The 24,037-nt window shown below is 60.5% G+C and carries 24 protein-coding genes; 17 read left to right on the forward strand and 7 right to left on the reverse strand.

Going from position 1 to position 24,037, the window contains the following annotated elements; translation table 11 throughout:
- Positions 1–86: 86 nt before the first annotated feature.
- The gene (gene pobA / locus ACYAS9_RS05430; protein WP_463567300.1) at positions 87–1,271 is read right to left on the reverse strand and encodes a 4-hydroxybenzoate 3-monooxygenase; all 1,185 of its coding nucleotides are present in this window, start codon (positions 1,269–1,271) and stop codon (positions 87–89) included.
- 144 nt (positions 1,272–1,415) lie between these two features.
- Between pobA and ACYAS9_RS05435 the strand changes: the two genes are divergently transcribed.
- Positions 1,416–2,288 (forward strand): helix-turn-helix domain-containing protein, encoded by an 873-nt coding sequence (locus tag ACYAS9_RS05435; protein WP_463567301.1) that lies wholly within the window; start codon positions 1,416–1,418, stop codon positions 2,286–2,288.
- Between the two features lie 145 nt (positions 2,289–2,433).
- On the opposite strand, the gene ppnN is transcribed toward ACYAS9_RS05435, so the two are convergent.
- Complete coding sequence (gene ppnN / locus ACYAS9_RS05440; protein ID WP_463567302.1) at positions 2,434–3,807, reverse strand: nucleotide 5'-monophosphate nucleosidase PpnN; 1,374 nt, start codon at positions 3,805–3,807, stop codon at positions 2,434–2,436.
- Positions 3,808–4,141: 334 nt separating this feature from the next.
- Here ppnN and ACYAS9_RS05445 point away from each other — a divergent pair, with 334 nt between their 5' ends.
- The 5 genes from ACYAS9_RS05445 to ACYAS9_RS05465 all read left to right on the forward strand — a co-directional run bounded on the left by ACYAS9_RS05445 (position 4,142) and on the right by ACYAS9_RS05465 (position 10,334).
- Positions 4,142–4,822 (forward strand): TIGR04211 family SH3 domain-containing protein, encoded by a 681-nt coding sequence (locus ACYAS9_RS05445; RefSeq protein WP_463567303.1) that lies wholly within the window; start codon positions 4,142–4,144, stop codon positions 4,820–4,822.
- A gap of 276 nt (positions 4,823–5,098) precedes the next feature.
- Entirely contained in the window at positions 5,099–6,706 is a 1,608-nt protein-coding gene (locus tag ACYAS9_RS05450) for a response regulator (protein ID WP_463567304.1), read from the forward strand.
- Positions 6,696–7,388 carry a sensor histidine kinase gene (locus ACYAS9_RS05455; RefSeq protein ID WP_463567305.1) on the forward strand — a complete coding sequence of 231 codons (693 nt, stop codon included), beginning with the start codon at positions 6,696–6,698 and terminating at the stop codon, positions 7,386–7,388. The genes ACYAS9_RS05450 and ACYAS9_RS05455 overlap by 11 nt, the downstream gene beginning before the upstream one ends.
- A gap of 260 nt (positions 7,389–7,648) precedes the next feature.
- Entirely contained in the window at positions 7,649–8,890 is a 1,242-nt protein-coding gene (locus ACYAS9_RS05460; protein ID WP_463567415.1) for a glutamine synthetase family protein, read from the forward strand.
- An 82-nt stretch (positions 8,891–8,972) separates the two neighbouring features.
- Positions 8,973–10,334 (forward strand): MFS transporter, encoded by a 1,362-nt coding sequence (locus ACYAS9_RS05465; protein ID WP_463567306.1) that lies wholly within the window; start codon positions 8,973–8,975, stop codon positions 10,332–10,334.
- A gap of 99 nt (positions 10,335–10,433) precedes the next feature.
- On the opposite strand, the gene ACYAS9_RS05470 is transcribed toward ACYAS9_RS05465, so the two are convergent.
- The 4 genes from ACYAS9_RS05470 to flgA form a co-directional block, all read right to left on the reverse strand.
- A complete protein-coding gene (locus ACYAS9_RS05470; RefSeq protein WP_463567307.1) occupies positions 10,434–11,180 on the reverse strand; it encodes a flagellar brake protein in 747 nt (248 codons plus the stop codon).
- Between the two features lie 82 nt (positions 11,181–11,262).
- Positions 11,263–11,730, reverse strand: a complete 468-nt coding sequence (locus tag ACYAS9_RS05475) for a flagella synthesis protein FlgN (RefSeq protein ID WP_463567308.1) — start codon at positions 11,728–11,730, stop codon at positions 11,263–11,265.
- A gap of 44 nt (positions 11,731–11,774) precedes the next feature.
- Positions 11,775–12,083: a flagellar biosynthesis anti-sigma factor FlgM gene (flgM, locus tag ACYAS9_RS05480; protein ID WP_463567309.1), complete on the reverse strand. Its 309-nt coding sequence runs from the start codon at positions 12,081–12,083 to the stop codon at positions 11,775–11,777.
- 171 nt (positions 12,084–12,254) lie between these two features.
- Complete coding sequence (gene flgA, locus ACYAS9_RS05485; protein ID WP_463567416.1) at positions 12,255–13,013, reverse strand: flagellar basal body P-ring formation chaperone FlgA; 759 nt, start codon at positions 13,011–13,013, stop codon at positions 12,255–12,257.
- Positions 13,014–13,092: 79 nt separating this feature from the next.
- Between flgA and ACYAS9_RS05490 the strand changes: the two genes are divergently transcribed.
- The 7 genes from ACYAS9_RS05490 (at position 13,093) to ACYAS9_RS05520 (ending at position 20,064) form a co-directional block, all read left to right on the forward strand.
- Complete coding sequence (locus ACYAS9_RS05490) at positions 13,093–14,025, forward strand: chemotaxis protein CheV (RefSeq protein WP_463567310.1); 933 nt, start codon at positions 13,093–13,095, stop codon at positions 14,023–14,025.
- Positions 14,026–14,068: 43 nt separating this feature from the next.
- A complete protein-coding gene (gene cheR, locus ACYAS9_RS05495; RefSeq protein ID WP_459748278.1) occupies positions 14,069–14,896 on the forward strand; it encodes a protein-glutamate O-methyltransferase CheR in 828 nt (275 codons plus the stop codon).
- 319 nt (positions 14,897–15,215) lie between these two features.
- Positions 15,216–15,629, forward strand: coding sequence for a flagellar basal body rod protein FlgB (flgB, locus tag ACYAS9_RS05500; RefSeq protein WP_463567311.1), 414 nt, complete (start codon positions 15,216–15,218; stop codon positions 15,627–15,629).
- A 3-nt stretch (positions 15,630–15,632) separates the two neighbouring features.
- Positions 15,633–16,076, forward strand: a complete 444-nt coding sequence (flgC, locus tag ACYAS9_RS05505; protein ID WP_056838647.1) for a flagellar basal body rod protein FlgC — start codon at positions 15,633–15,635, stop codon at positions 16,074–16,076.
- 14 nt (positions 16,077–16,090) lie between these two features.
- Complete coding sequence (locus ACYAS9_RS05510; protein WP_463567312.1) at positions 16,091–16,774, forward strand: flagellar hook assembly protein FlgD; 684 nt, start codon at positions 16,091–16,093, stop codon at positions 16,772–16,774.
- 28 nt (positions 16,775–16,802) lie between these two features.
- Entirely contained in the window at positions 16,803–18,128 is a 1,326-nt protein-coding gene (flgE, locus tag ACYAS9_RS05515) for a flagellar hook protein FlgE (protein ID WP_463567313.1), read from the forward strand.
- Positions 18,129–18,324: 196 nt separating this feature from the next.
- Positions 18,325–20,064, forward strand: a complete 1,740-nt coding sequence (locus ACYAS9_RS05520; protein WP_463567314.1) for a flagellar hook protein FlgE — start codon at positions 18,325–18,327, stop codon at positions 20,062–20,064.
- Positions 20,065–20,075: 11 nt separating this feature from the next.
- Here the strand turns inward: ACYAS9_RS05520 and ACYAS9_RS05525 are convergent, their stop codons facing one another.
- A complete protein-coding gene (locus ACYAS9_RS05525) occupies positions 20,076–20,279 on the reverse strand; it encodes a hypothetical protein (protein ID WP_463567315.1) in 204 nt (67 codons plus the stop codon).
- A gap of 262 nt (positions 20,280–20,541) precedes the next feature.
- Between ACYAS9_RS05525 and ACYAS9_RS05530 the strand changes: the two genes are divergently transcribed.
- The 4 genes from ACYAS9_RS05530 (at position 20,542) to ACYAS9_RS05545 (ending at position 24,028) form a co-directional block, all read left to right on the forward strand.
- The gene (locus tag ACYAS9_RS05530) at positions 20,542–21,279 is read left to right on the forward strand and encodes a flagellar basal body rod protein FlgF (protein WP_463567316.1); all 738 of its coding nucleotides are present in this window, start codon (positions 20,542–20,544) and stop codon (positions 21,277–21,279) included.
- 49 nt (positions 21,280–21,328) lie between these two features.
- Positions 21,329–22,117 (forward strand): flagellar basal-body rod protein FlgG, encoded by a 789-nt coding sequence (flgG, locus tag ACYAS9_RS05535; protein ID WP_463567317.1) that lies wholly within the window; start codon positions 21,329–21,331, stop codon positions 22,115–22,117.
- Between the two features lie 74 nt (positions 22,118–22,191).
- The gene (gene flgH, locus ACYAS9_RS05540; RefSeq protein ID WP_459748286.1) at positions 22,192–22,905 is read left to right on the forward strand and encodes a flagellar basal body L-ring protein FlgH; all 714 of its coding nucleotides are present in this window, start codon (positions 22,192–22,194) and stop codon (positions 22,903–22,905) included.
- 13 nt (positions 22,906–22,918) lie between these two features.
- On the forward strand, positions 22,919–24,028 hold the full coding sequence (locus tag ACYAS9_RS05545; protein WP_463567318.1) for a flagellar basal body P-ring protein FlgI: 1,110 nt from the start codon (positions 22,919–22,921) through the stop codon (positions 24,026–24,028).
- The last annotated feature ends 9 nt before the right edge of the window (positions 24,029–24,037 follow it).

Consider the following 24,037-nt stretch of genomic DNA (forward strand, 5'->3'; position numbering starts at 1 on the left):
AAAGCGTCAGTAAAACTGACACATTTGTGTCGACTGTGCATAAGTGCTCGCGAGCTTTGCTCGCTCCTACGGTTCTCCCGCCCGGCCTATTCAATGGCCTCGTACGGCAAACCGACGTAGTTTTCGGCGATGGTCTGGCGGCCGGCCGGTGAGCCGATGTAGTAGTCCAGTTCGGTCTGCTGGATGCGCTGGCTGAAGGCGTCGGTGTCGGGAAACTTGTGCAGCAGCGAGGTCATCCACCACGAGAAGCGTTCGGCTTTCCAGACGCGGCGCAGGCAGATGGCCGAGTAGCGTTCCAGCAGGTCGGTGCGGCCTTCGCGGTAGACCTTGAGCAGGATGTGATACAGGGTGCTGACGTCGCTGGCCGCCAGGTTCAGGCCTTTGGCGCCGGTGGGCGGCACAATGTGCGCGGCGTCACCGAGCAGGAACAGGTGGCCGTACTGCATCGGTTCGACGACGAAGCTGCGCAGCGGTGCGATGCTTTTTTCGATCGAGGGCCCGGTAATCAGGCGTTCGGCCAGGTGCTCGGGCAGGCGGGTCTTGAGTTCGGTCCAGAAGCGTTCGTCCGACCAGTTCTCGACCTGTTCCTCGGCGCCGACCTGCACGTAATAACGGGTGCGTGTCGCCGAGCGCATGCTGCACAGGGCAAAGCCGCGCGGGTGGTTGGCGTAGACCAGCTCTTCATTGACCGGCGGGGTGTCGGCCAGCACGCCCAGCCAGCCGAACGGGTAGACGCGCTCGAAGGTCTTGAGGCTGTCGGCCGGAATCGACTGGCGCGACACGCCATGAAAGCCGTCGCAGCCGGCAATGTAGTCGCAATCGATGCGCACGCTTTCGCCGTTCTGCATGAACGTCACGTAGGGACGCTCGCCTTTGAGTTCGTGCAGTTGCACATCGTCTGCGTTGTACAGGGTCACGGCGCCAGCGGCCTGGCGGGCTTCCATCAGGTCGCGGGTGACTTCGGTCTGGCCATAGACCATGACCGTTTTGCCGTCGGTCAGGCCCTTGAGGTCGATGCGCTCGCAGCGCCCGTCGAAGGCCAGCTCGAAACCGTCGTGTACCAGGCCTTGTTCGTCCATGCGCGCACTGACGCCAGCCTCGCGCAGTAAGTCGACCATGCCTTGTTCCAGCACGCCTGCGCGGATACGCGAGAGGATGTAATCGGGGTCTTTGCGTTCGATGATGATGTTATCGATGCCGGCACGCTGCAGCAGTTGACCGAGCAGCAGCCCGGACGGGCCTGAGCCGATGATTGCGACTTGGGTTTTCATTGTTTTTATCCTGTCTGTATCTCGGCAATGCCGGTGGCTTGCGAGATGTCGTTGTTTTTATCTCCTGCATTTTTAATGGATAGGTGGCGTATAAGAAGGCACTATCGAGCGCATTATCTGGACTTTTCGAGGATTGACCTGGCCATGTCCAAGCGCGCTGCCAGTCCTGTTCCGGTGTTCAAGCTGTATGGCGAAACCGCCGCCTGGCCGACGCCGGACCTGATTCACTGTGAGTCGATCCCGGAGCGCAGCAGCCTGCACGACTGGGAGATCAAGCCGCACCGGCACAGTGATCTGGTGCAGTTGCTGTACGTGCAGTCGGGGCAGGCGTTGCTCAAGGTCGAGGATGAAGTGCGTGAGGTGCAAGGCCCGGCGTTGCAGGTGGTGCCGGCCTTGAGCGTGCACACCTTTCGTTTTGCCGAGACCATTCAGGGCCATATTCTCAGCCTGGCCAGCCCGCTGGTGGAACAACTGGAAGCCGTGCTCGACGGCCTGCATTTGAGCGTGGCGCAGTGTCATGTGCCGGGTGAGGACAGCGCGCAACTCGACAGCCTGTTCAATGCCATTGCCGACGAATACCGCCAGCCGCGCAGTGGCCGCGACCTGATGCTGCAATCGTTGATCAATATGCTGATGGTCTGGTTGAGCCGGCGTGGTCACCAGCAGGCCGCAGCCCGTGAAGCCGGTGCCCCGGACCGCGGGCGAGAACATGTGCAGGCGTTCATGCACCAGCTGGAAGCAAGCTTTCGCCTGCACTGGCCCATCGACGAGCACGCCCGGCGCCTGGGCCTCAGCGCCGCGCACCTGAATGCCTTGTGCCGCCGCCTGAGCGATCAGTCGGCGTTGCAGGTGATCAACCAGCGCCTGCTGCTGGAGGCCAAGCGTAATCTTGTGTACACCACGATGACCATCAATCAGGTCTCCGACAGCCTGGGCTTCTCGGAGCCGGCGTATTTCACACGTTTTTTCAAACGCGCCACCGGCATGTCGCCCAGGCAGTTTCGGACCTCGCGCTGATAATCAGGGCGCCTCTAAAAACGTAGGCGAGGCAGTCAGCGCAAGGCAAAAACAGGCGAGGAAGCGGAGTTTACGGGTTGTCAATGAGCATTCCGAGCCTGTTTTTAACGCAGCGATGGCAACGCAGGTAGTTTTTAGAGGTGCCCTAGCTCACCACCTGATAGCACGGCACATAGGCCGCACCGCCCGGCAACTTCATCCGGTGTTGCTCGACGAACGCCTGTAGCAGTTTGTCCAGCGGCTGCATGATCGAAGCATCGCCGTGGATCTGGTACGGGCCGTGTTCTTCGATCAGGCGGATGCCCTTGTCCTTGACGTTGCCGGCGACGATGCCAGAGAAGGCGCGGCGCAGGTTGGCGGCCAGTTCGTGCGGCGGCAGTTCATGGCTGAGCTTGAGCTGGGCCATGTTCTCGTGCGTCGGGTCGAACGGGTGCTGGAAGCTTTCGTCGATTTTCAGCAGCCAGTTGAAGTGGAACGCGTCGTTGCGCTCGCGGCGGAACTGCTTGACCGTCTTGAGGCTCTGGGCCATCTGCCGTGCCACCTCCGACGGGTTGTCGATGATGATCTGGTAATGACGTTGCGCCGCTTCGCCCAGAGTCGCCTGCACGAAGGCGTCGAGCTGGCGCAGGTAAGGTTCGGTGTTTTTCGGGCCGGTGAGAATGACCGGGAAGGGCAGGTCGTGGTTGGCCGGGTGCATGAGGATGCCCAGCAGGTACAGGAATTCTTCGGCGGTGCCCGCGCCACCGGGGAAGATGATGATGCCGTGGCCGACGCGCACGAAGGCTTCGAGGCGCTTTTCGATGTCCGGCAGAATCACCAGCTCGTTGACGATCGGGTTCGGCGCCTCGGCGGCGATGATGCCCGGCTCGGTCAGGCCCAGGTAGCGGCCGCCATGAATGCGCTGCTTGGCGTGGGCAATGGTCGCGCCCTTCATCGGGCCTTTCATCACGCCAGGGCCGCAACCGGTGCAGATATCGAGGCTGCGCAGGCCCAGCTCGTGGCCGACCTTCTTGGTGTACTTGTATTCTTCGGTGTTGATCGAGTGGCCGCCCCAGCACACCACCAGTTTCGGCTCGACGCCCGGACGCAGGGTGCGGGCGTTTCGCAGCAGGTGGAACACGTAGTCGGTGATGCCCTGCGAGGTGCTCAGGTCGATGCGCTGGCTGTCCAGCTCGCTTTCGGTGTAGACGATATCGCGCAGGGCGCTGAACAGCATTTCCCGGGTGCTGGCGATCATTTCGCCATCGACGAAAGCGTCGGCCGGGGCATTGAGCAGCTCAAGGCGCACGCCACGGTCTTGCTGGTGAATACGGACTTCGAAGCTCTCGTAGGCTTCCAGAATGGTCTTGGCATTGTCGACATGGGCGCCGGTATTGAGAATGGCCAGGGCGCACTGGCGAAACAGGGTATAGACGCTGCCGGAACTGGCGGCGCTCAGTTGCTGCACTTCACGCTGAGACAGGGTTTCAAGGCTGCCTTTTGGGCTGACCGAGGCGTTAATCACATTTCTTGGGATCATTCTATTTTCCATTAGATCGATGCCATGCGGCCAAGGCTGAACACCCCGGGTGGCAAGCATCAGGATGGTGAGCATCGCAGATGTTCACGCCTGAGCCGTATTCTTGCTGGCAGCCGGACAGGAAAGCAAACCAAACCATTCAGGTGGTCGTTCAAAGCGCCAATAATGAACCTGAGCCATTTTGCAAGGTCTGTAGGCTGATGGATTGGCGTGTGTTCTGCGATGTGTTCTACCCGATAGTTCAGTCGCAGGGCGCTGTCCGCCACCTGATGCCCATCGTGCGCCGGCCCGTTCATCGCGGCCTTTGTTTTATCCAGCGAAGATAGTCATTGCCATGCCTCGTCATTTTTCCGCACTGCGGGCTCCCATTTGCGGCCTGTTTTCTTTTGCGACCTCGCGCCACGCCCTCAAGCGCGGGCTGCTGATCGGAGCACTCGGCCTGCTGGCCCCACAACTGGTGCAGGCTGCCGGTAACGATCGCTGGATCAGCGACAGCCTCAATACTTATGTGCGCAGCGGCCCGACCGATGGGCACCGCATCGTTGGCACCCTCAAGTCCGGTCAGAAAGTCGAACTGCTTTCCACTCAGGGCGCCTACAGCCAGATCCGCGGCGAGGGCGGTAGCACGGTCTTCATCCTCACCAGCGATTTGCAGGAAGAGCCCGGCCAGTCCGAGCGCCTGCCACAACTGACCGCGCAAGTTGCGCAACTGACCGGTCAACTGGCCAAGATCGACGACACCTGGAAGGTGCGTGTGCAGGGCATGCAGGAAACCCTGGACTCGCGCAAATCGCTGGTCGACGAACTGGAAGCCCGCAACAAGGGCCTCAACGAGCAACTGAGCCAGGCGCAGTCCGAACTGCGCGACGCCCAGGCCCGCCTTGGCAATGAAAACCAGCAGGCGCTGATGGGCTACATGGTCTATGGCGGCAGCATTGCCGGCGCAGGACTGCTGGTCGGCCTGATCCTGCCGTCGCTGACGCGCCGGCGTAAACGCAACGACGGTTGGTCCTGAACCGCGCTTGCCACTCGCCTGAATACAGTGAGCCAGGTCTCTTTTTCACCGGCTGCGCGGACGCAATGTCTCGCGCAGTGAGATCTGCTTCTATAGTTTCTGCACCTTTGGTCGAAAACCTCTAGAGCGCTGTGGGCCTGCAGGTTCACAACGCCCTGTGGAAATCTGTTTGATGGCACGTTGCTGTTAGATATCATCTGCGCCCTCGCAACCGGCATTACTCCTGAGCCCAGGCAGTCGCGCCCGGCTTTGCACTCTATGAAAACAGGATTCTGGATGCTGGCGTACAACCAAAAAAGCTTTCTGATCGTTGACGACTTTTCCGATTTTCGTAGCTCGGTCAGGTCGATGCTGCGTGAGTTGGGCGTCAAGGATGTGGATACCGCCGACACCGGCGAGCAGGCCCTGCGCCAATGCTCGCAAAAGCGTTACGACTTTGTCTTGCACGATTTCAACCTGGGCGATGGCCGCAAGAACGGTCAGCAGGTGCTTGAAGACCTGATGACCGAGCGGCTGCTCAGTCACGAAAGCGTGTTCATCATGGTGACCGCCGAAAACAGCCAGGCGATGGTCATGAGCGCGCTGGAATGGGAGCCCGACGGCTACCTGACCAAGCCGTTCAACCGCGCAGGCCTGTCTCAGCGCCTGGAAAAGCTGGTGCAGCGCAAGACCCTGCTCAAGCCCATCATGCAGGCGCTGGACCGGTCCAAGCCGATCGAGGTGCTGACCGCCTGCACGCAACTGACTCAGAAAGACCCGCGCCTGGCGCCTTTGTGCCTGCGCTACAAGGCCTGCGCCCTGCGTGATCTGAACCAGTTCGAACCGTTGCACAAGCTGCTGACCTCGATCATCGCCGACCGCCCGACGCCCTGGGCGTTCGGCATGCTCGGCAGCCTGTTGCTCAAGCGCGGCAAGACCAGCGAGGCGCTGGCGGTCTATGAGCAGGCGACCAAAGCGTTTTCGATGTTTCCGGCGTTGTTCGATGGCCTGGCTGACGTGCTGGTGGCGCGTGGCGAGCTCAAGCGTGCGCAGAATGTGCTTGAAGCCGCGGTGCGCCTGTCGCCTCTGGCAGTGCGCCGGCAGACGCTGCTGGGCAAACTGGCACTGGACAACAATGACTTCGACAGCGCCTCCAAGGCCTATCGCCAGGCGGTCAGCCAGGGACGTCATTCACGCTTCAAGGACCCGGAAACCAATCTTGGCCTGGCGCAGGCGCTGATCAGCCGCAGTGGCGATGGCGGCCTGGATGCCCGTACCCGGGTGGAAATCAACCAGGCGCTGGGTGAAGTCGCCAAGGAACATACCAGCGATGAAGGCTTGCAGGTCCGTGCCCGGCTGATGAAGGCCACCAGCCTGCAACAGTCGGACCCTGAAACCGCGGGCAAACTCACCGAGCAGGCGGTCGGGCGGCTGGACAAGATGAGCCAGTTCCTCAGCGCCAACGCGGCCCTGACGGTGGCGACCCAGCTCAATCAGTTGGGGCAGCCGGCGGCCAGTGCCGGCGTGCTCAAGAGCACAGCGGAAATCTACGGCGACGACCCGCAGGTGATGAAGAGCCTGGCGCGCCTGACCGATGACCCTGAGATTCTGGGTGCCAACAAGGCCGCCATCGACATCAACGTTCAAGGCGTGCGTTGCTACAAGGCCGGCCAATTGGGCGAGGCCCAGGATCTGTTCCGCAAGGCACTGGCCCTGCAACCGAAAAACATCAGTATTGCCTTGAATCTGGCACAGTCGCTTTTGCACCCCGGACAGAACCTGGGGCCAGAGGCAGCTCAAGAGTGTCGGGCCTGCCTGAACATGGTTGGCAAAATGCCCGACAGCGATCCGCGTTTCGATCGTTATCAGAAACTCAAAGAAAGGGCATTTGGCGATGAGCGATAAAGAGCAGGGCCTGGATTTTTCCATGGTGATTGCCTCCACCGTGCACGACATGAAGAATTCCCTGGCAACCCTGACCCGCGCCCACAGCGAGTGGCAGGCGCAGCTGCCTGTCGAGCTGCGCAACACGCCGGGGCACGGGGTGATCGAGTATGAATTCGCCAACCTCAACGGCATGCTCGTGCAGTTGCTGGGGCTCTACAAACTGGGCGTCAACCAGTTGCCGTTGCGGCCCGATTACCATGAGCTCGATGACTTCATCGAAGCGCAACTGGCCCACCACCAGGAAGTGCTCGATAGCCGCGGCATCAGCGCAGGCTTCGAGATCGACGATCTGATTCCGCTGGGCTTCTTCGACCGCGAACTGGTCGGCTCGGTGGTCAGCAATATCCTGGTCAATGCCATCCGTTTTGCCCGCCAGGCAATTGCCGTCGAAGTCGGCGAGCAGGACGGTCAGTTGTGCATCAGCATCAACGACGACGGCCCGGGCTACCCCGCGCACATGATCGAGAAACAGACCGATTACGTGCAGGGCATCAACGCCCTGAGCGGCAGCACCGGCCTGGGCCTGTACTTCGCCTCGCACATCGCCCGCCTGCACCAGCGCAATGGCGTGCAAGGCCGCATCGAAATCGCCAACGGCGGTGCGCTGGGTGGCGGCCGGTTCAGTATTTATCTGCCTTGAAGACGCCGATCGGTCGACGCTCACACGTAGAGGTCGTTCCTGGACAGCTGTAGCGTTTAACCCTGCGTAATTGCATGGCAATGCTTGAAATCCTCGCTGCGCGCCGCCTATGGTGTACGCCTTGCCGCCGGGCGGACTGAATAGCGAAGGATCGAAGGATGGCCTGCAATGAGCGCCCTGTCATGACTCACGTGCTGGACGGGGTGGAGGAAGTGGAGTGCGTCACGCCGGATCTCAATGGCGTGCCGCGAGGCAAGGTAATGACCGCCGAGGGCTTTCTGGCCGGGCGGCGTCTGCAAATGGCCCGTGGCGTGCTGTTGCAGTGTGTGATGGGCGGATACCCGGCGGCGCGCTTTTACGGTAGCGACGACGGCGACCTGGCGCTGGTGGCCGATGCGCAGCAGGTTTACCGCTTGCCCTGGAGCGACACGCCACGGGCCCTGGCCATTTGCGCCGCCGACGAACTCGATGGCCAGCCTTGTGGCCTGTCGACCCGGGCGCTGCTCAAGTCGGTGCTCGGCCGTTATGCCGCACGCGGCCTGGCGCCGGTGGTGGCCACCGAGCTTGAATTCTATGTGTTCGCTCATAATCCCGACCCGCAGCAGCCCTTTGTGCCGCCTGTAGGGCTGGACGGTCGTCGCGAGCAGGGCTTTTCGGCGTTCAGTGTCAGCTCCCACAACGGCCTGCGGCCGTTCTTTGCCGAGGTGCGATCGTGCATGGCGGCGCTGGGCTTGCCCATCGACACGGTGATGCACGAGATGGGCGTCAGCCAGTTCGAGATCAACCTGTTGCACGGCGATCCACTGTTACTGGCCGACCAGACCTTTTTGTTCAAGCATCTGCTCAAGGAAGTGGGGCTCAAGCATGGGCTGTCGGTGGTGTGCATGGCCAAGCCGCTGGCGCACGCGGCCGGCAGTTCGATGCACATTCACCAGAGTGTGGTGGATACCGTATCGGGACGAAATGTGTTCAACGACACCGGCGACCAGCCAACCGCGATGTTTCGGCACTTTATCGGTGGTCAGCAGGCGTGTCTGGCCGAATTCACGGCCTTGTTCGCGCCGAATGTGAACGCCTACCAGCGGCTGTTCCATCCTTATGCCTCGCCCAACAATGCGTGCTGGTCCTTTGACAATCGCGCGGCGGGGCTGCGCATTCCGGCCAGTGTGCCCGAGGCGCGGCGCGTCGAAAATCGCCTGCCGGGCGCCGATGCCAATCCCTATCTGGCCATTGCCGCCAGCCTGGCGGCCGGCCTGTATGGCATCGAACATGAGCTTGAGCCGACGGCAGCGTTGCAGGGCGAGATCGAGGTGCCCGAGCACCTGACCTTGCCCGACACCCTGCAATCGGCGTTGCGCCGTCTTGCACGCAGTACACGAGCGCGGGAACTGTTCGGCCACACCTTCATCGAAGGCTTCATCGCCAGCAAGACCCTGGAACTGACCAGCTTTCTGGATGAAATAACCCCTTGGGAACGACGGGTGCTGGGCAGCCAGATCTGATTGTGAACCCTGCCGGTCTGGCAGGGGCCTGATGTACGACCACGCCCGTGCGGGCGACTCTTTATAGGCAGTCGGGAATACCATGCGCCAAATCTGGAAGTCTTTTCGAGCGCTTTACTTCGCTTCACTGATGATGCTGATCGGTTCCGGTCTGCTGAGTACGTATCTGGCCTTGCGCCTGGCCGCCGATCAGGTCGACAGCCTGTGGGTCGGTTCGTTGATGGCAGCCAACTATTTTGGTCTGGTGCTGGGCGGCAAGATCGGCCACCGCTTGATCGGCCGCGTAGGGCATATTCGCGCCTATGCGACCTGCGCCGGCATCGTCGGCGCGGCGGTGCTGGGTCATGGCATGACCGACTGGCTGCCGGCCTGGCTGGGGCTGCGGATGATCGTGGGCCTGGGGATGATGTGCCAGTACATGGTCATCGAAAGCTGGCTCAACGAACAGGCCAGCGCCAAACAGCGCGGCATGGTCTTTAGCGGCTACATGATTGCCTCTTACCTGGGGCTGGTGCTGGGCCAGTTGATTCTGGTCGTGCACCCGCAACTGGGCCCGGAGCTGTTGATGCTGGTCGCCATGTGCTTTGCCCTGTGCCTGGTGCCGGTGGCCATGACCCGCAGCATTCACCCGGCGCCCATGCGCCCGGCCCCGCTTGAGCCATTGTTTTTCATGAAAAGGGTGCCGCAGTCGCTGACCGCCGTGCTGGGTGCAGGCTTGAGCCTGGGCGCCTTCTACGGTCTGGCACCGGTGTATGCGGCCAGCCATGGCTTGTCGACCGAGCAGGTCGGTCTGTTCATGGGCTGCTGCATCATGGCCGGTTTTGTCGTGCAGTGGCCGCTGGGCTTGCTGTCGGACCGCTATGACCGCTCGCAACTGATCCGCGTATTTGCAGGCTTGCTGGCCCTGGCCAGCCTGCCGCTGGTGGTGTTGAACGGGGTGCCGGTGGAGGTGTTGTTTGTCATCGGCTTTATTGCAGCGCTGATGCAGTTCAGCCTTTATCCGCTGGCGGTGGCCTTTGCCAACGACCATGTCGAGGCGGATCACCGGGTATCGCTGACGGCCATGTTGCTGATGACCTACGGCATTGGCGCCAGTGTCGGTCCGCTGCTGGCCGGGGTGCTGATGCAGGCATTTGGCGGCAATATGCTTTATGCCTTCATCTGCGTCACCGCCGGGATACTCGTCGTATTGATCCGGCCCAAAGCCGTCACTCGCCTGCATGAAGTCGAGAATGCACCGTTGCAGCACGTTGCAATGCCCGACAGCATGGCCAGTTCACCGTTGGTGGTCGCGCTTGACCCACGGGTTGATGAGCAAATGGTTCAGGATCAGATGCAGCAGACTACGACAGAGCCGGCAACGGAAGCAGAGCCGGTCACCGAGCCCGAGAAGGCACAAGACAAGGATGAGGTACTGGATAAACCGTATGGCGGGTGCCCGTAGGACTGACTGGGCGGCGCTCTGCTTTAGCCGGGAAGGGCGCGCAAGCGTGCCACTCCCTTCCCGGCTGGAGCCGGTCCTGGCGGGTGCAGGACCTGAAAGTCAGAAATCGTCGTCTTTGTCGAAGCGGCGGGCTTCGCGCTGCAACTGGTAGACGAAGCGCTCGACCTGGCGCTGCACCAGACCGCTGACGTTGTGGAAACGTACGCCGGCAAAGGTGGTGTTGAAGCGTTCTTCGAAATGCAGGTAGCGCAATTCAACGGCCGAGGTCAGGGCGCCGAAGGGCAGTTTGGCGACGAAACGGTCGTACACCTGGCCCAGTTGCACGCGCTCGGAAATGTCGCCCTCGAAACGCAGCTTGCAGCCGGTGGCCGAGATGTCGAGCAGCTTGCCTCTGATAGGGAACTTGAGCTTTTCGCCGTCAAGGTCGATGTCGACCAGTTGCGACAGCTTCAGGGCGGCGCGGAAGGCATTGCGACGCTGGTGATAAACCACTTCGGCAGGCATCGAGCCGCGATACAGGCGCTGGCCTGCATCTTCGACGATGCTCATGGCGCCGTTGGACTCCCAGGCGATGCGCACGCCATCATGGAAACCTTCGACGCGAAAAGCCTCGCCGCTGGTCAGAAAGCGTTCGCCATCACGGGGGATCATTTCGTCCAGTGCGATGGTGTTGTTGTCACGGTCTACCTGAACCAGATAGCTTTGAAAGCGCTGGGAGCGCTCATGGAAGGTGATGATCAGGGGATCGTGGTTTTCCATGAGTAACCGCAGGTTGGCGGCAATTTCCAAAGGCGTATTCAGAACCTTCGGGGGTTGCGGAGCATCATCCGCGGCTAAGCCATTCACTTTTAAGTATCTCCAGGCAAAATACTACGGCAACGCAGTGATAGGCATTCTGCCATCATGTGACGCAGCTTGAAACAGCAAGTTAGGCCTGGCTAAGAGGACGCGGCTTGGCTCTGCCCGCAGTCGAGCCTCGGCTGTCGTATAGCGAGGGTGTCTCGCCGCCGTTCAGAATGCGCAATTGATGAGCGGTTGTCATCTGCTGCAACTGAATCAGCTTGCCGTTTTGTTCGTTGAGCGCCTGGCACTCGGCAATGAGGGTGGCCAGTTCTTCACCGGCTTCGAGCAATTGCGGGCCTACCGACGACTGGCTGGCCAGTGTTTCCAGACCTTGGCGGTTGGTGGGCAGGCCGAGGCTGGCAAGCACCTGGCTGCGCCGGCGGCCGTGCTGTTCGAGCTGGATCACCAGCGCCTGTTTCTGCGCCAGAATCCGCTCCATCTCGGTCATGTCGCGGCCATGCAGCACCAGCGACTCGCCCTGCAGCAATTCGAGCAGTTGGCGGGTCGGGGCCATGTCGTCAGTAATCATCTGCAGCAAAGTAGTGTCTTGCATCGCATGCTCTGGTTTTCAAGCGTCCAGAAAGTCCCGCGCGATACTTAGCGCGCGGCTTCGAAGCCGAGCAGCTTACTGGCTACACGGTTGCTGTCCACCACATAACTGCCATCTGCAATCGCCTGCTTGAGCTCGGCAACGCGGGAGCTGTTGACGGTTGGCAGATCAGCCAGCTTGTCGGTGATCTTCTGCAACTGTTGAGCCTCACTGCTCAGGTGTACGGATTCGCCGGCATTCTTCACGTCGGCTGTCGTTGGCAGGCTGTCGGTCTTGCCGGTTTCCCTGGCGCCGTTTGTGCGCGAAGTGCTGCCTACGGACTGTGAGTTACTAAGTCGACTGAAATCGATGGGCATGATTGAAAACCTCTGGGTGTTTTGGACGCTTGCCTTGTTTTCGGCCACCCAATGAAAAACTTTAGGCGCAATGTGACAAAGCCTGGGCAACAGGCAATGCGCGCCCGGATATGCGTTGCAGTCTAGAAAAAACCGGCGCTGCATACCAGCTTCAATCGATGAAAATGCCCTTTACATGGCCACTTCCACTTGCCCTGGCCCCGTCACATTGGCCTTGATCACCCGCTTGGAGTTGAGGTTTCGCACCCGTATCTGTTCGTTAAGGCCGCCATCGGACAGCGCCTCGCCCGGCATGCGTACGGCAAGGCTTGCGCTGCGCGCGACGATCACCACCTGATCGCCTTTGCGGATCATCGCCGGCTGTTCCATGAACGTCGGCGAAAGCACCTGGTCGACGACCGCTGGTCGGACAAGCTTTTGCCCGATCGCCAGATCCATCGAGGGCAAAAAACCCATGCCCAGTGCGCCGATGTCCCGCTCGCGTACGGCAATGTCTTCCTCGGTAATGACGGTGTCGCGCTTGAGCGGTCGCGTGGCAACCACCACATTGCGAAACAGCTGCACCTGCGCCGGAACGTAGACCGTCCAGGGCGATGAGCCTTCGCAGCGCACCTTTACCGTGACCCGGCCTACCGGGCGCTGGCTTTCCAGTGTGGCTGTCAAATCCTTGTCGCAAAACGCCATGCGCATGCGCGGGTCCAGTTGCCGGACCTGAATCTGGTGGCGGCCTTCGATCTGGCTGCTCGCCAAATACTCTTGTACGGTGTACTCAAGAAACCCCTCGGTGACGCCGATAAGCTGTTCAGGCCGTGTGAAATTCTCGGCGCGGCCGGGAGTTGCACTGCAAAAAAGGCACAGCATGACGATTGCACCCAGCCATTGGCGGGTTTCTAATGCGGCGTGTCGAAAAATTGTCGTCTTGGCAGTCATGGCGTACAAATAGCAAGGCTCGTGCCGCTTGCCGCATCTGGCAAGTGGTGAACGATGGTTGAGTCAAGGGGGTCAGGGCATGGCAGGTGTAATGGATTCGGTGAACCAGCGTACACAGCTGGTTGGTCAGAATCGCCTGGAGCTGTTGCTGTTTCGCCTGCAAGGCAAGCAGCTCTACGGGATTAACGTATTCAAGGTCAAAGAAGTACTGCAATGCCCAAAACTCACCATCATGCCCAAATCGAGCAGGATCGTGCGTGGCGTGGCAAACATTCGTGGCGGCACGATCCCGATTCTGGATCTGGCCATGGCCACCGGTTCCTCCGGGATGATTGCGCTGGAAAATACCTTCGTCATCATCACTGAGTACAACACCAAGGTTCAGGGTTTTCTGGTGCATTCGGTCGAACGCATCGTCAACATGAACTGGGAAGAGATCCATCCGCCACCCAAGGGTACCGGCCGCGATCACTACCTGACCGCGGTGACCCGGGTTGACAATCAGTTGGTGGAAATCATCGACGTCGAGAAGATCCTGGCTGAAGTGGCGCCGATTGCCGAGGCTGTATCGGTCGGCGTGGTGGATGAAGAAACCCATCACAAGGCGGTTTCGTTGCGGGTGTTGACCGTCGACGACTCGTCGGTGGCGCGTAAGCAGGTCAGTCGTTGCCTGGAAACGGTCGGCGTTGAAGTGGTTGCTCTCAATGATGGTCGTCAGGCGCTGGATTACCTGCTGGCGATGATCGCCGAGGGTAAAAAGCCCGAGGAGGAATTCCTCATGATGATCTCCGACATTGAAATGCCGGAGATGGATGGCTATACCTTGACGGCAGCCATACGCAATGACCCGCGTATGAACAAGATGCACATCACCTTGCATACCTCGTTGTCGGGGGTGTTCAACCAGGCGATGGTCAAGAAGGTCGGTGCCGACGATTTCCTCGCGAAATTCCGGCCTGACGATCTGGCAGCGCGCGTCGTTGCGCGGATCAAGGCGGCAGACCACAGCTAGGGTAATCACCCTGCACGTTCACATGATTTGAGAGGCGGTACCTTTGTCTACGGGTAATTTGGATTTTGAACAGTTCCGGGTCTTTCTGGAAAAAGCCTGTGGCATCCTGCTGGGTGAAAACAAGCAGTATCTGGTGTCCAGCCGCCTCAACAAGCTGATGGAACAGCAGGGCATCAAGAGCCTGGGCGAGTTGGTGTCACGTATTCAATCCCAGCCGCGCAGTGGTTTGCGCGAGCAGGTGGTCGATGCGATGACCACCAACGAAACCTTGTGGTTTCGCGATACCTATCCCTTCGAGGTGCTGAAAAACAAGGTGCTGCCCGAGCAGATCAAGGCCAGCCCAGGTCAGCGCCTGCGCATCTGGTCGGCGGCCTGTTCGTCCGGCCAGGAACCGTACTCGCTGTCGATGTCGATCGATGAGTTCGAGCGCAGCAACCCCGGGCAACTCAAGACCGGGGTGCAGATTGTTGCCACGGATTTGTCGAGCCTGATGCTCAACAACTGCAAGACCGGCGAGTACGACAGCCTGGCCATCGGCCGCGGCCTGTCGCCGGAGCGCTTGCAGCGCTATTTCGACACCAAGGCACCGGGTCGCTGGGCCGTGAAGGCGCCGATCAAGAGCCGTGTCGAGTTTCGCTCGTTCAACCTGCTCGACAGCTACGCGAGCCTGGGCAAGTTCGACATCGTGTTTTGCCGCAACGTGTTGATCTACTTCTCCGCCGAGGTGAAGAAAGACATCCTGCTGCGCATTCACAGCGTGCTCAAGCCCGGCGGTTACCTGTTTCTGGGGGCTTCGGAGGCGCTCAACGGTTTGCCGGATCATTACCAGATGGTCCAGTGCAGTCCGGGAATCATCTATAAGGCCAAGTAAACCTCTTGTGGAGCGCGCTTGCCGGAATGCCGGGCCACCATGACCGGGTGCGCTAGCGCCCGCAAAATTGATGAGTCGGCGAAAATTTACGACTGCTAACGCAGTCGGTCGCGGGCAGGCGCGCTCCTACAAGTCTGGCAAAAAAACGACACTCCTCTTGCCGCCGCTGCTCCTTCAGCGGAAATCCCTTGCCGCTTTTCTGGCATCCCTGCCGCACTCGCCCGGCAAAACCCCTGCAAACATTGGCTTCCAAAACATGGCATGCCGATTGCTTTGTCTGTGATACGTACATCAGGTCAACCGGTAAAGGTTTCCCGACATGAGCATCAACTTCGATAAAGCACTGGGTATCCATGAAAAGGCCTTGAACTTCCGGGCTCAGCGGGCAGAGGTGTTGGCCAATAACATCTCCAACGCCGATACCCCGGGCTACAAGGCGCGCGACCTGGATTTCTCTGCGGTGCTGGCCGCCGAGACCGAAAAGGTCAATAGCAAGGGCCAGTTCGCCATGAACACCACCAACGGTCGTCATATCGAAGCTCAGGCCGCCGGCAGCGACACCGAGGGCGTGCTGTTGTATCGCACCCCGTCGGCACCTTCGCTGGACCAGAACACCGTCGACTCGCAAGTGGAGCAGGCCAGTTACGCCCAGAACTCCATGTCTTTCCAGGCCAGCTTCACGCTGCTCAATAGCAAGTTCAAAGGGCTGGTAGCAGCCCTGCGCGGAGAGTGATTCATGTCGCTATCGAATGTCTTCAACATTGCCGGCAGCGCCATGAGTGCCCAGACCACGCGTCTGAACACCACTGCCAGTAACATTGCCAACGCTGAAACCGTGTCCTCGAGCATGGACCAGACCTATCGCGCCCGTCATCCGGTGTTCGCCACCGTCCTTGAAGGTCAGCAGTCGATCGGTGGCGGTTCGTTGTTCCAGGACCAGGGTCAGGCCGGGCAGGGCGTACAGGTCTCGGGCATCATCGAGGACACCTCCAACCTCGAAGCCCGTTACGAGCCCAATCATCCTTCTGCCGATGGCAACGGGTATGTCTATTACCCCAACGTCAATGTCGTGGAAGAAATGGCTGACATGATCTCTGCCAGTCGGTCGTTCCAGACCAACGTCGAAATCATGAACACCGCCAAGACCATGATGCAGAAGGTTCTGACCCTGGGTCAGTAATGAGGGCGTGAACCATGGCTGTTGAAAACGATGTATCGGCGAACTTTGTCAATTCGCTGCAAAACCCGACCAAGACCAAGACTGACGACGGCACCAGCGCGCTGGGCAAGGACGCGTTCCTGCAGCTGCTCGTCACCCAGATGAAGAACCAGAACCCTCTGGACCCTCAGGACAATACCCAGTTCGTGGCCCAGCTGGCGCAGTTCAGCAGCCTTGAAAGCATGCAGAACCTGACCAGCACGGTTGATTCGATTGCCACCATCTACAAGTCGTCGCAGGCCTTGCAGGCCTCTTCGCTGGTGGGGCGTTCGGTGATCGTCGATACCAGCAGCGTGTATGTCGATGCAGGCAAGGGCCTGACCGGTTCGATTGTTGTGCCGGCGACCACCACCAGCACGACCCTGAGTGTCTACGATGCCAACGGCACGCTGGCCGACACCGTCGACCTGGGCGGCCTGAGTGCCGGCACCCAGAGCTTTACCTGGGACGGCATCAAGGAAGACGGCACGGCGGCGGCTGCTGGCACCTACACCTTCAAGGTCAATGGTTCGATCAGCGGCACCAATACAGCGCTCGGCACTTACCTGCCGGCCACAGTCAACAGCGTGACCACAGCCACCACTGGCGGCGACATGACCCTGAATCTGGCAGGTGGCAGCAGCATCGCCCTGTCCAAAGTACAGACCATCGGATTGTAAGAGCCGGGCAGACGGCGAGGAGTTGTAAATGTCTTTCAATATCGGCCTTAGTGGTCTCTTTGCAGCCAACAAGAATCTCGACGTCACCGGCAACAACATTGCCAACGTCGCTACCACTGGTTTCAAGTCGTCGCGTGTCGAATTCCGCGACCAGTATGCCCAGTCGATCCGCGCCACCTCCGGCGGCGCCAGCGCCGGCACCGGCGTGGCCGTCGGTGCCGTTTCGCAACAGTTCACCCAAGGCAGCATGTCGACCGGTACCGGCAACAGCCTGGACATGGCAATCAATGGCAGCGGCTTCTTCATGCTGACCGACAACGGCGAGAAGGTGTATACCCGCGCCGGCGCGTTCCATACCGACCGTGAAGGCTACATCGTCAACAGTGAAGGCATGAACCTGCAAGGCTACAACGTTGATGCCAACGGTAGCCTGGCAGTCGGCACCCTGAGCGACATGCGTATCGACACCTCCAACCTGGTGCCTTCCACTACGTCGCAGATCACCAATACGGCGAACCTGAATTCCTCGACGACCGTGCCTACGTTGACGACTTTCGACGCGACCGACACCAAATCGTACAACTTCAAGTACGACACCCCGATCTATGACAGCCAGGGCAATGAGCACAAGCTGGAAAACTACTTCGTCAAGACCGGCGTCAACACCTGGTCCATGCACAGCCTGATCGATGGTCGCAGTATCAACGACCCGACCACGGCTACGGCGACTGAAACCCAGCTGACCTTCGATTCCAGCGGCAACCTGATCACCTCGGGCACCGGTGCTCCGGTGACCTCAGGCGCTGTGACCCTCAATGCCGACGGCACGTTGCAGGTCAATGGCTGGGTTCCTGGCGCACAGACCGGTACCGGCACCGCTGCGGCCTGGGCTGCCAACGGCGCCGCAGGTTCCGCCACCGGCATGAAGCTGGACATGACCGGCGTGAAACAGACTGCGGCGGCTTCCGGCCTGATCAGCCAGACCCAGAACGGTTATGCCACCGGTCAAGTCAGCTCGTTGAGCGTCGACCCGAGCGGCAGCCTGTTCGCCACCTACACCAATGGCCAGTCGAAAGTCATCGGCCAATTGTCGCTGACCAACTTTGCCAACGTGCAGGGCCTGGAATCGACAGGCGGCACCAACTGGCGCGAAACCTACGCGTCGGGTGTGCCGGTCACGGGCGCACCGCAAACCGGTACCTTGGGTAATATCACCGGTCAGGCACTGGAAGAGTCCAACGTCGACCTGACCTCGGAACTGGTTGAGCTGATCAAGGCGCAAAGCAACTATCAGGCGAACGCCAAGACCATTTCGACCCAGAGCACCATCCTGCAGACCACCATCCAGATGTAATGTCTGTTTGATGAACCTGAAAAAGCCCCTGTTTACAGGGGCTTTTTCATGCGCGGTCATAAAAGAATGTGACGCTGTCCTGCTATTGAAAGGCTCAGGACCGTTCCTACTGTTAACTGTGGAAATTCCCACTTTCGTTGCTGCGAGACTTCAAGTCTCTTAATCAACGGCCGCGCCAGGCGGCTCAGGAGTTTCCATGACATTCAATGTTGCCATGAGTGGGCTGCGCGCGGCCCATAAACGCCTTGAGGTGGCCGGTAATAATATCGCCAATGTTGGCACGGTCGGCTTCAAGTCTTCGCGGGCCGAGTTCTCGGCCTTGTATTCGGCGGCGCAATTGGGCGGTGGCGGTAATACCGCAGGTGATGGTGTTCGCCTGGCCAATATCGCGCAGAACTTCAACTCCGGTGTTGCGATGACCAGTGCCGGCGCGCCGCTGGATATGCGCATTCAGGGCAATGGTTTTTTTGTGGTCAGCGAACAGGGCTCACTGGCTTATACCCGTGCCGGCGCCTTTCACAAGGATGCCGGAGACTTTATCGTCGACAGTGATGGCAATCGCTTGCAGGGCTATGGCGCGGATGCTCAAGGCGCCATCGTCAATGGCGTGCGCAGCGACCTGAAGATCGACACGTCGATCATGCAGCCCACGCCCAGCAGCGCGCTCAGGCAGACCATGAATCTGGGTGCGGGTATGCCTTCGCTGGCGGCGCTGCGGGCATTCGATGCCGATGACCCGAGTACCTACACCCGCGTCGTGACCCGTACGATTCGGGATCAGGGCGCCGCTGCGCAGGCGCCGGCCGATCATGAGCTCAAGCAGTATTTCGTCAAGACCGACGCCGATCGCTGGGATGTGTACGTCACTGTTGATGGCCGCAATCCGCTGGACCCGACCGCCAGTGCGCCGTTGCAATGGGCGGTGCGCCGGCACAGTGACGGCAGTGCGGTATTGGCCGGCGGCAATCAGCAGGTCAGCAAGGTGTCCGACACTGAATTTGCCCTCAGTCAGTGGAAGCCGGGCGTGCAGGTCAATGGGCAATGGGTTGCCAGCCCGGCCGGCAACGGCGGCAAAGTCGCCTTGCCGCTGCTCGATGGTGCGCAGAGTCTGATCGATGCGGCTGATCCGCTGATGGAGCGCCCGCTGCCGGCGTTTCGGCCCACCGAGGTCGGGGCCTACAGCAAGATGTTCTCCAGCGCGATCCACGATTCGCTGGGCAATGTTCATGACCTGCGCCAGTACTTCGTCAAGGACGGTACCAACAGCTGGAAAATGCACGTACTGGTCAATGACCGTAACCCGATCGACCCGCAAAGTACCGAGCCGTTGACCGCCAGCCTGTTGTTCGATGGCAATGGCACGCTGAGCAGTGTGACCGGCAGTCCGGGACTGGAGCTTGATGGCGATTCACTGGTGGTGCACGGCTGGCTGCCGGCCTGGCAGCCGCGCCGCAACGATACGCTGTGGGCACCCAATGGTGCGACGGCGCACCCTGACGGCCTGCGTATCCAGATTGACCGTTTGAGCCAGCACAACGCCGACACCGCGCGCAGTTCAGGGCATGTCGACGGGCATGCGCCGGGCAGCCTGACGGGGATCAGTGTCGGGCGCGATGGCGTGTTGCAGGCCTCATTCAGTAATGGCCTGTACCGCTCGATCGGGCAGGTGATGCTGGCGCGTTTCAGTAATGAACAAGGTTTGACGCCGCAAAGCGAAACCCGCTGGCGCCAGACCCATGCCTCCGGCATCGCCGATTACCAGGCGCCAGGGCAGGGAGGTGTAGGGAGTCTTGTGGCGCAATCGCTGGAAGCTTCGAATGTCGACCTGACCTCTGAACTGGTGGAGCTGGTCCAGGCGCAGTCGGCGTTTCAGGGCAATTCCAAGGTGATTGCGACCGAGGCGACGCTGTTGCAAACACTGATTCAGTCGACGTGATGCGCAGGCAGTCAGATCGAGCAGTCGGCCTTGACGTAAAAGCCGTTCAAGCGTGTCCAGCCGTGTCCCGGGCTGGTCTGGGCGCAGACCACGCGGTCGCTGCCTTGCCATTTGTAATAGCGCGCAGGTGCCGCCTGGGCGAGCAGGGCGCAACTGATCAGGCTGGTGGCCAGCAGGCCGGTTACAACGTGGCGCCAACGAGTGTGAGTTCGCATGCTGGCCTCCGGTGGTCAGGCAAGTGCCATCACGATAAACGCCCGCATGGCATTCTCCAAGCACCGCCGGGTAAGTTTTTTTGGCGCTAGGCGGCAGTTCGTCGCCGCTTTGCCGCACACATGGCAACGGTACCCGCCGGCCGGAGCCTGTCATTGCTGGCGAATGGCTGCTTTGTATCGGTTTTGAAAAACTGGTCCGAAAATTGCTCAGGGATTGGCAGAACAGCTACAGGCGGCAAACGTCTGTCAGAGGAGGAAGACTGTGGACAAGTTGCTTTACGTGGCGATGACCGGTGCTTCGGAAAACGCCGTTGCGCAAAAGGCGCGTGCCAACAACCTGGCAAACGTATCGACCAATGGTTTCTTGCGCGATTTCGAGCAGGCCCGTTCGATGCCGGTGTTTGGCGAGGCGCTGCCTTCGCGGGCGTATGCCTTGACCGAGCGTCCCGGCACCGACTTTTCCAGCGGCACCCTGATCGAGACCGGGCGCGACCTGGATATCTCGGTCAATGGCGATGGCTTTATTGCCGTGCAAACCGCTGACGGTGGCGAAGCCTATACCCGCACCTCGGGCATGAACATCGACGCACTGGGTATCCTGCGCGATGCCAACGGCTTGCCGGTCATGGGCAACGGTGGCCCGATTGCCGTGCCGCCTCAGCAACAGATCGAAATCGGCTCTGACGGCACCATCAGTGTCCGTGCCCTGGGTGAAAGCCCGCAGGTGATGGCGCAGATCGATCGCATCAAGCTGGTCAATCCGGACCTGAAAACCATGGAAAAAGGCCCCGATGGCCTGATCCATACCAAGAGCGGCCAGCCGGCTGCCGTGGACGCCAACGTGCGCGTCGAGTCGGGCTTCCTGCAAGCCAGCAACGTCAATGCGGTCGATGAGATGACCTCGATCCTGGCGTTGTCGCGGCAGTTCGAGCTGCACGTAAAAATGATGAAAACAGCTGAAGAAGACGATGCGGCAATGGCTCGCGTCTTGCAGATCTGATAACCATTGACAGCCTGCGCCGACAAACCGGCGCCTGAGGAGAAATTCCATGCTTCCTGCTCTCTACGTCGCCAAGACGGGCCTGGCTGCCCAGGACACCAACCTGACAACCATTTCCAACAACCTGGCCAACGTGTCGACCACCGGCTTCAAGCGTGATCGTGCCGAGTTCCAGGACTTGCTCTATCAGATCAAGCGTCAGCCAGGTGCCCAGTCGACCCAGGACAGCGAGCTGCCTTCGGGCCTGCAACTGGGTACCGGTGTGCGCATCGTCGGCACCCAGAAAAGCTTCGTGGCCGGTAGCCTGCAGACCACTGAGAACCCGCTGGACCTGGCGGTCAACGGTCGCGGTTTCTTTCAGGTCATGCAGCCTGACGGCACCATCGCCTACACCCGCGACGGTACTTTCCACCTCGACAGCACCGGCCAGATCGTGACCTCCAACGGTTTCGCCCTGGAGCCTGCGGTCGTCGTGCCGCAAAACGCCCAGACTTTCACCGTCGGTCAGGACGGTACTGTGACCGTGACCCTGGCAGGCGCTACGGCCACGCCACAGGTGATCGGCAACATTCAGACCACTGACTTCATCAACCCGGCCGGCCTGCAGGCCATGGGCGGTAACCTGTTCCTGGAAACCGCCTCCAGCGGTGCGCCGCAAGTCGGCCAGCCAGGCCTGAACGGTCTGGGCCCGGTGTTGCAGAACACCCTGGAAAACTCCAACGTCAGCACGGTTGAAGAGCTGGTCAACATGATCACCACCCAGCGTGCCTACGAGATGAACTCCAAGGTGATTTCCACCGCCGACCAGATGATGCAGAACCTGGTGCAAACCATTTAACAAGCCCTGATGGATCAGCTCAATCCGACACGGCGTCTGTCCGGCGCCTGCTACACCGCGAGGTTTCAAGAGTCATGAAGCGCTTTTCCGCTTTGCGTTTTCCAGTGCTGATCGCTCCGTTGTGCGCCGCTGCCCTGTTGACAGGTTGCGTAGCGCCCGCAGCCAAGCCCGATGACCCTTATTACGCTCCGGTGTTGCCACGCACGCCGATGTCGGCGGCGGCCAACAATGGCGCCATCTACCAGGCCGGCTTCGAGCAGAACCTGTACGGCGACCGTAAGGCATTCCGGGTCGGTGACATCATCACCATCACCCTGTCCGAGCGCATGGCGGCCAGCAAGGCGGCCAGCTCCGACATGACCAAGAAAAGCAACACCAGCGTCGGCCTGACCTCGCTGTTCGGTTCCAGCCTGACGACGAACAACCCGATCGGCAGCAACGACCTGAGCCTGAGTGCCGGCTACAACGGCTCTCGCGCCAACGAAGGCGACAGCAAGGCGGCGCAGAGCAACAGCCTGACCGGTTCGGTCACCGTCACCGTCGCCGATGTGTTGCCCAACGGCATCCTGTCGGTGCGTGGCGAGAAGTGGATGACGCTCAACACCGGCAATGAGCTGGTGCGCATTGCCGGGCTGATTCGTGCCGATGACATCGCCACCGATAACACCGTGTCGTCGACCCGAGTGGCAGACGCGCGCATCACCTATTCAGGTACTGGGGCATTTGCCGATACCAGCCAGCCAGGCTGGTTTGATCGGTTCTTCCTCAGCCCGTTGTTCCCTTTCTGATCGCGGGATAGCCATGCGCACGCTCAATAAACTGATCACCGCCGTTCTGCTGGTTTGCGCGCCTCTGGCAGCGCAAGCCGAGCGCTTGAAAGACATCGCCAGTATTTCCGGCGTGCGGACCAACCAGTTGATCGGCTACGGCCTGGTCGTGGGCCTGAACGGCACGGGCGACCAGACCACCCAGACGCCGTTCACGCTGCAGACCTTCAACAACATGCTGGCGCAGTTCGGCATCAAGGTGCCGGCCGGTTCCGGCACTGTGCAGCTGAAAAACGTCGCGGCGGTGGCGATCTATGCCGACCTGCCGCCGTTCGCCAAGCCCGGCCAGCAAGTGGACATCACTGTTTCGTCGATTGGTAACTCCAAGAGCCTGCGCGGCGGCAGCCTGCTGATGACGCCGCTCAAGGGTATCGACGGCAACGTCTATGCCGTGGCCCAGGGCAACCTGGTGGTCGGCGGCTTCGATGCCGAAGGCCGCGATGGTTCGAAGATCACCGTCAACGTTCCGTCGTCCGGGCGGATTCCGGGTGGTGCAACCGTCGAGCGCTCGGTGCCGAGCGGTTTCAACCAAGGCAACTCGCTGACCCTGAACCTCAACCGTTCCGACTTCACCACCGCCAAGCGCGTGGTCGACAAGATCAACGACCTGCTCGGTCCAGGCGTGGCCCAGGCGCTGGACGGCGGTTCGGTGCGTGTGACTGCGCCGCTCGATCCAGGGCAGCGTGTCGATTACCTGTCGATTCTGGAAAACCTGGAAATCGATCCGGGCCAGACCGCCGCCAAGGTGATCATCAATTCGCGCACCGGCACCATCGTCATCGGCCAGAACGTCAAGGTTTCGCCGGCGGCAGTGACCCACGGCAGCCTGACGGTGACCATCACCGAAGACCCGATTGTCAGCCAGCCAGGCCCGCTGTCCAATGGTCAGACTGCCGTTGTGCCGCGCTCCAGGCTCAATGCGCAGCAGGAGCTGAAGCCGATGTTCAAGTTCGGTCCTGGCACCACGCTGGATGAGATCGTGCGCGCAGTGAACCAGGTGGGCGCCGCCCCCGGTGACCTGATGGCCATTCTTGAAGCCCTGAAACAGGCCGGCGCCTTGCAGGCCGACCTGATCGTGATTTAAGGAGGCGTT

The organism is Pseudomonas sp. HP_08, from assembly GCF_055284095.1.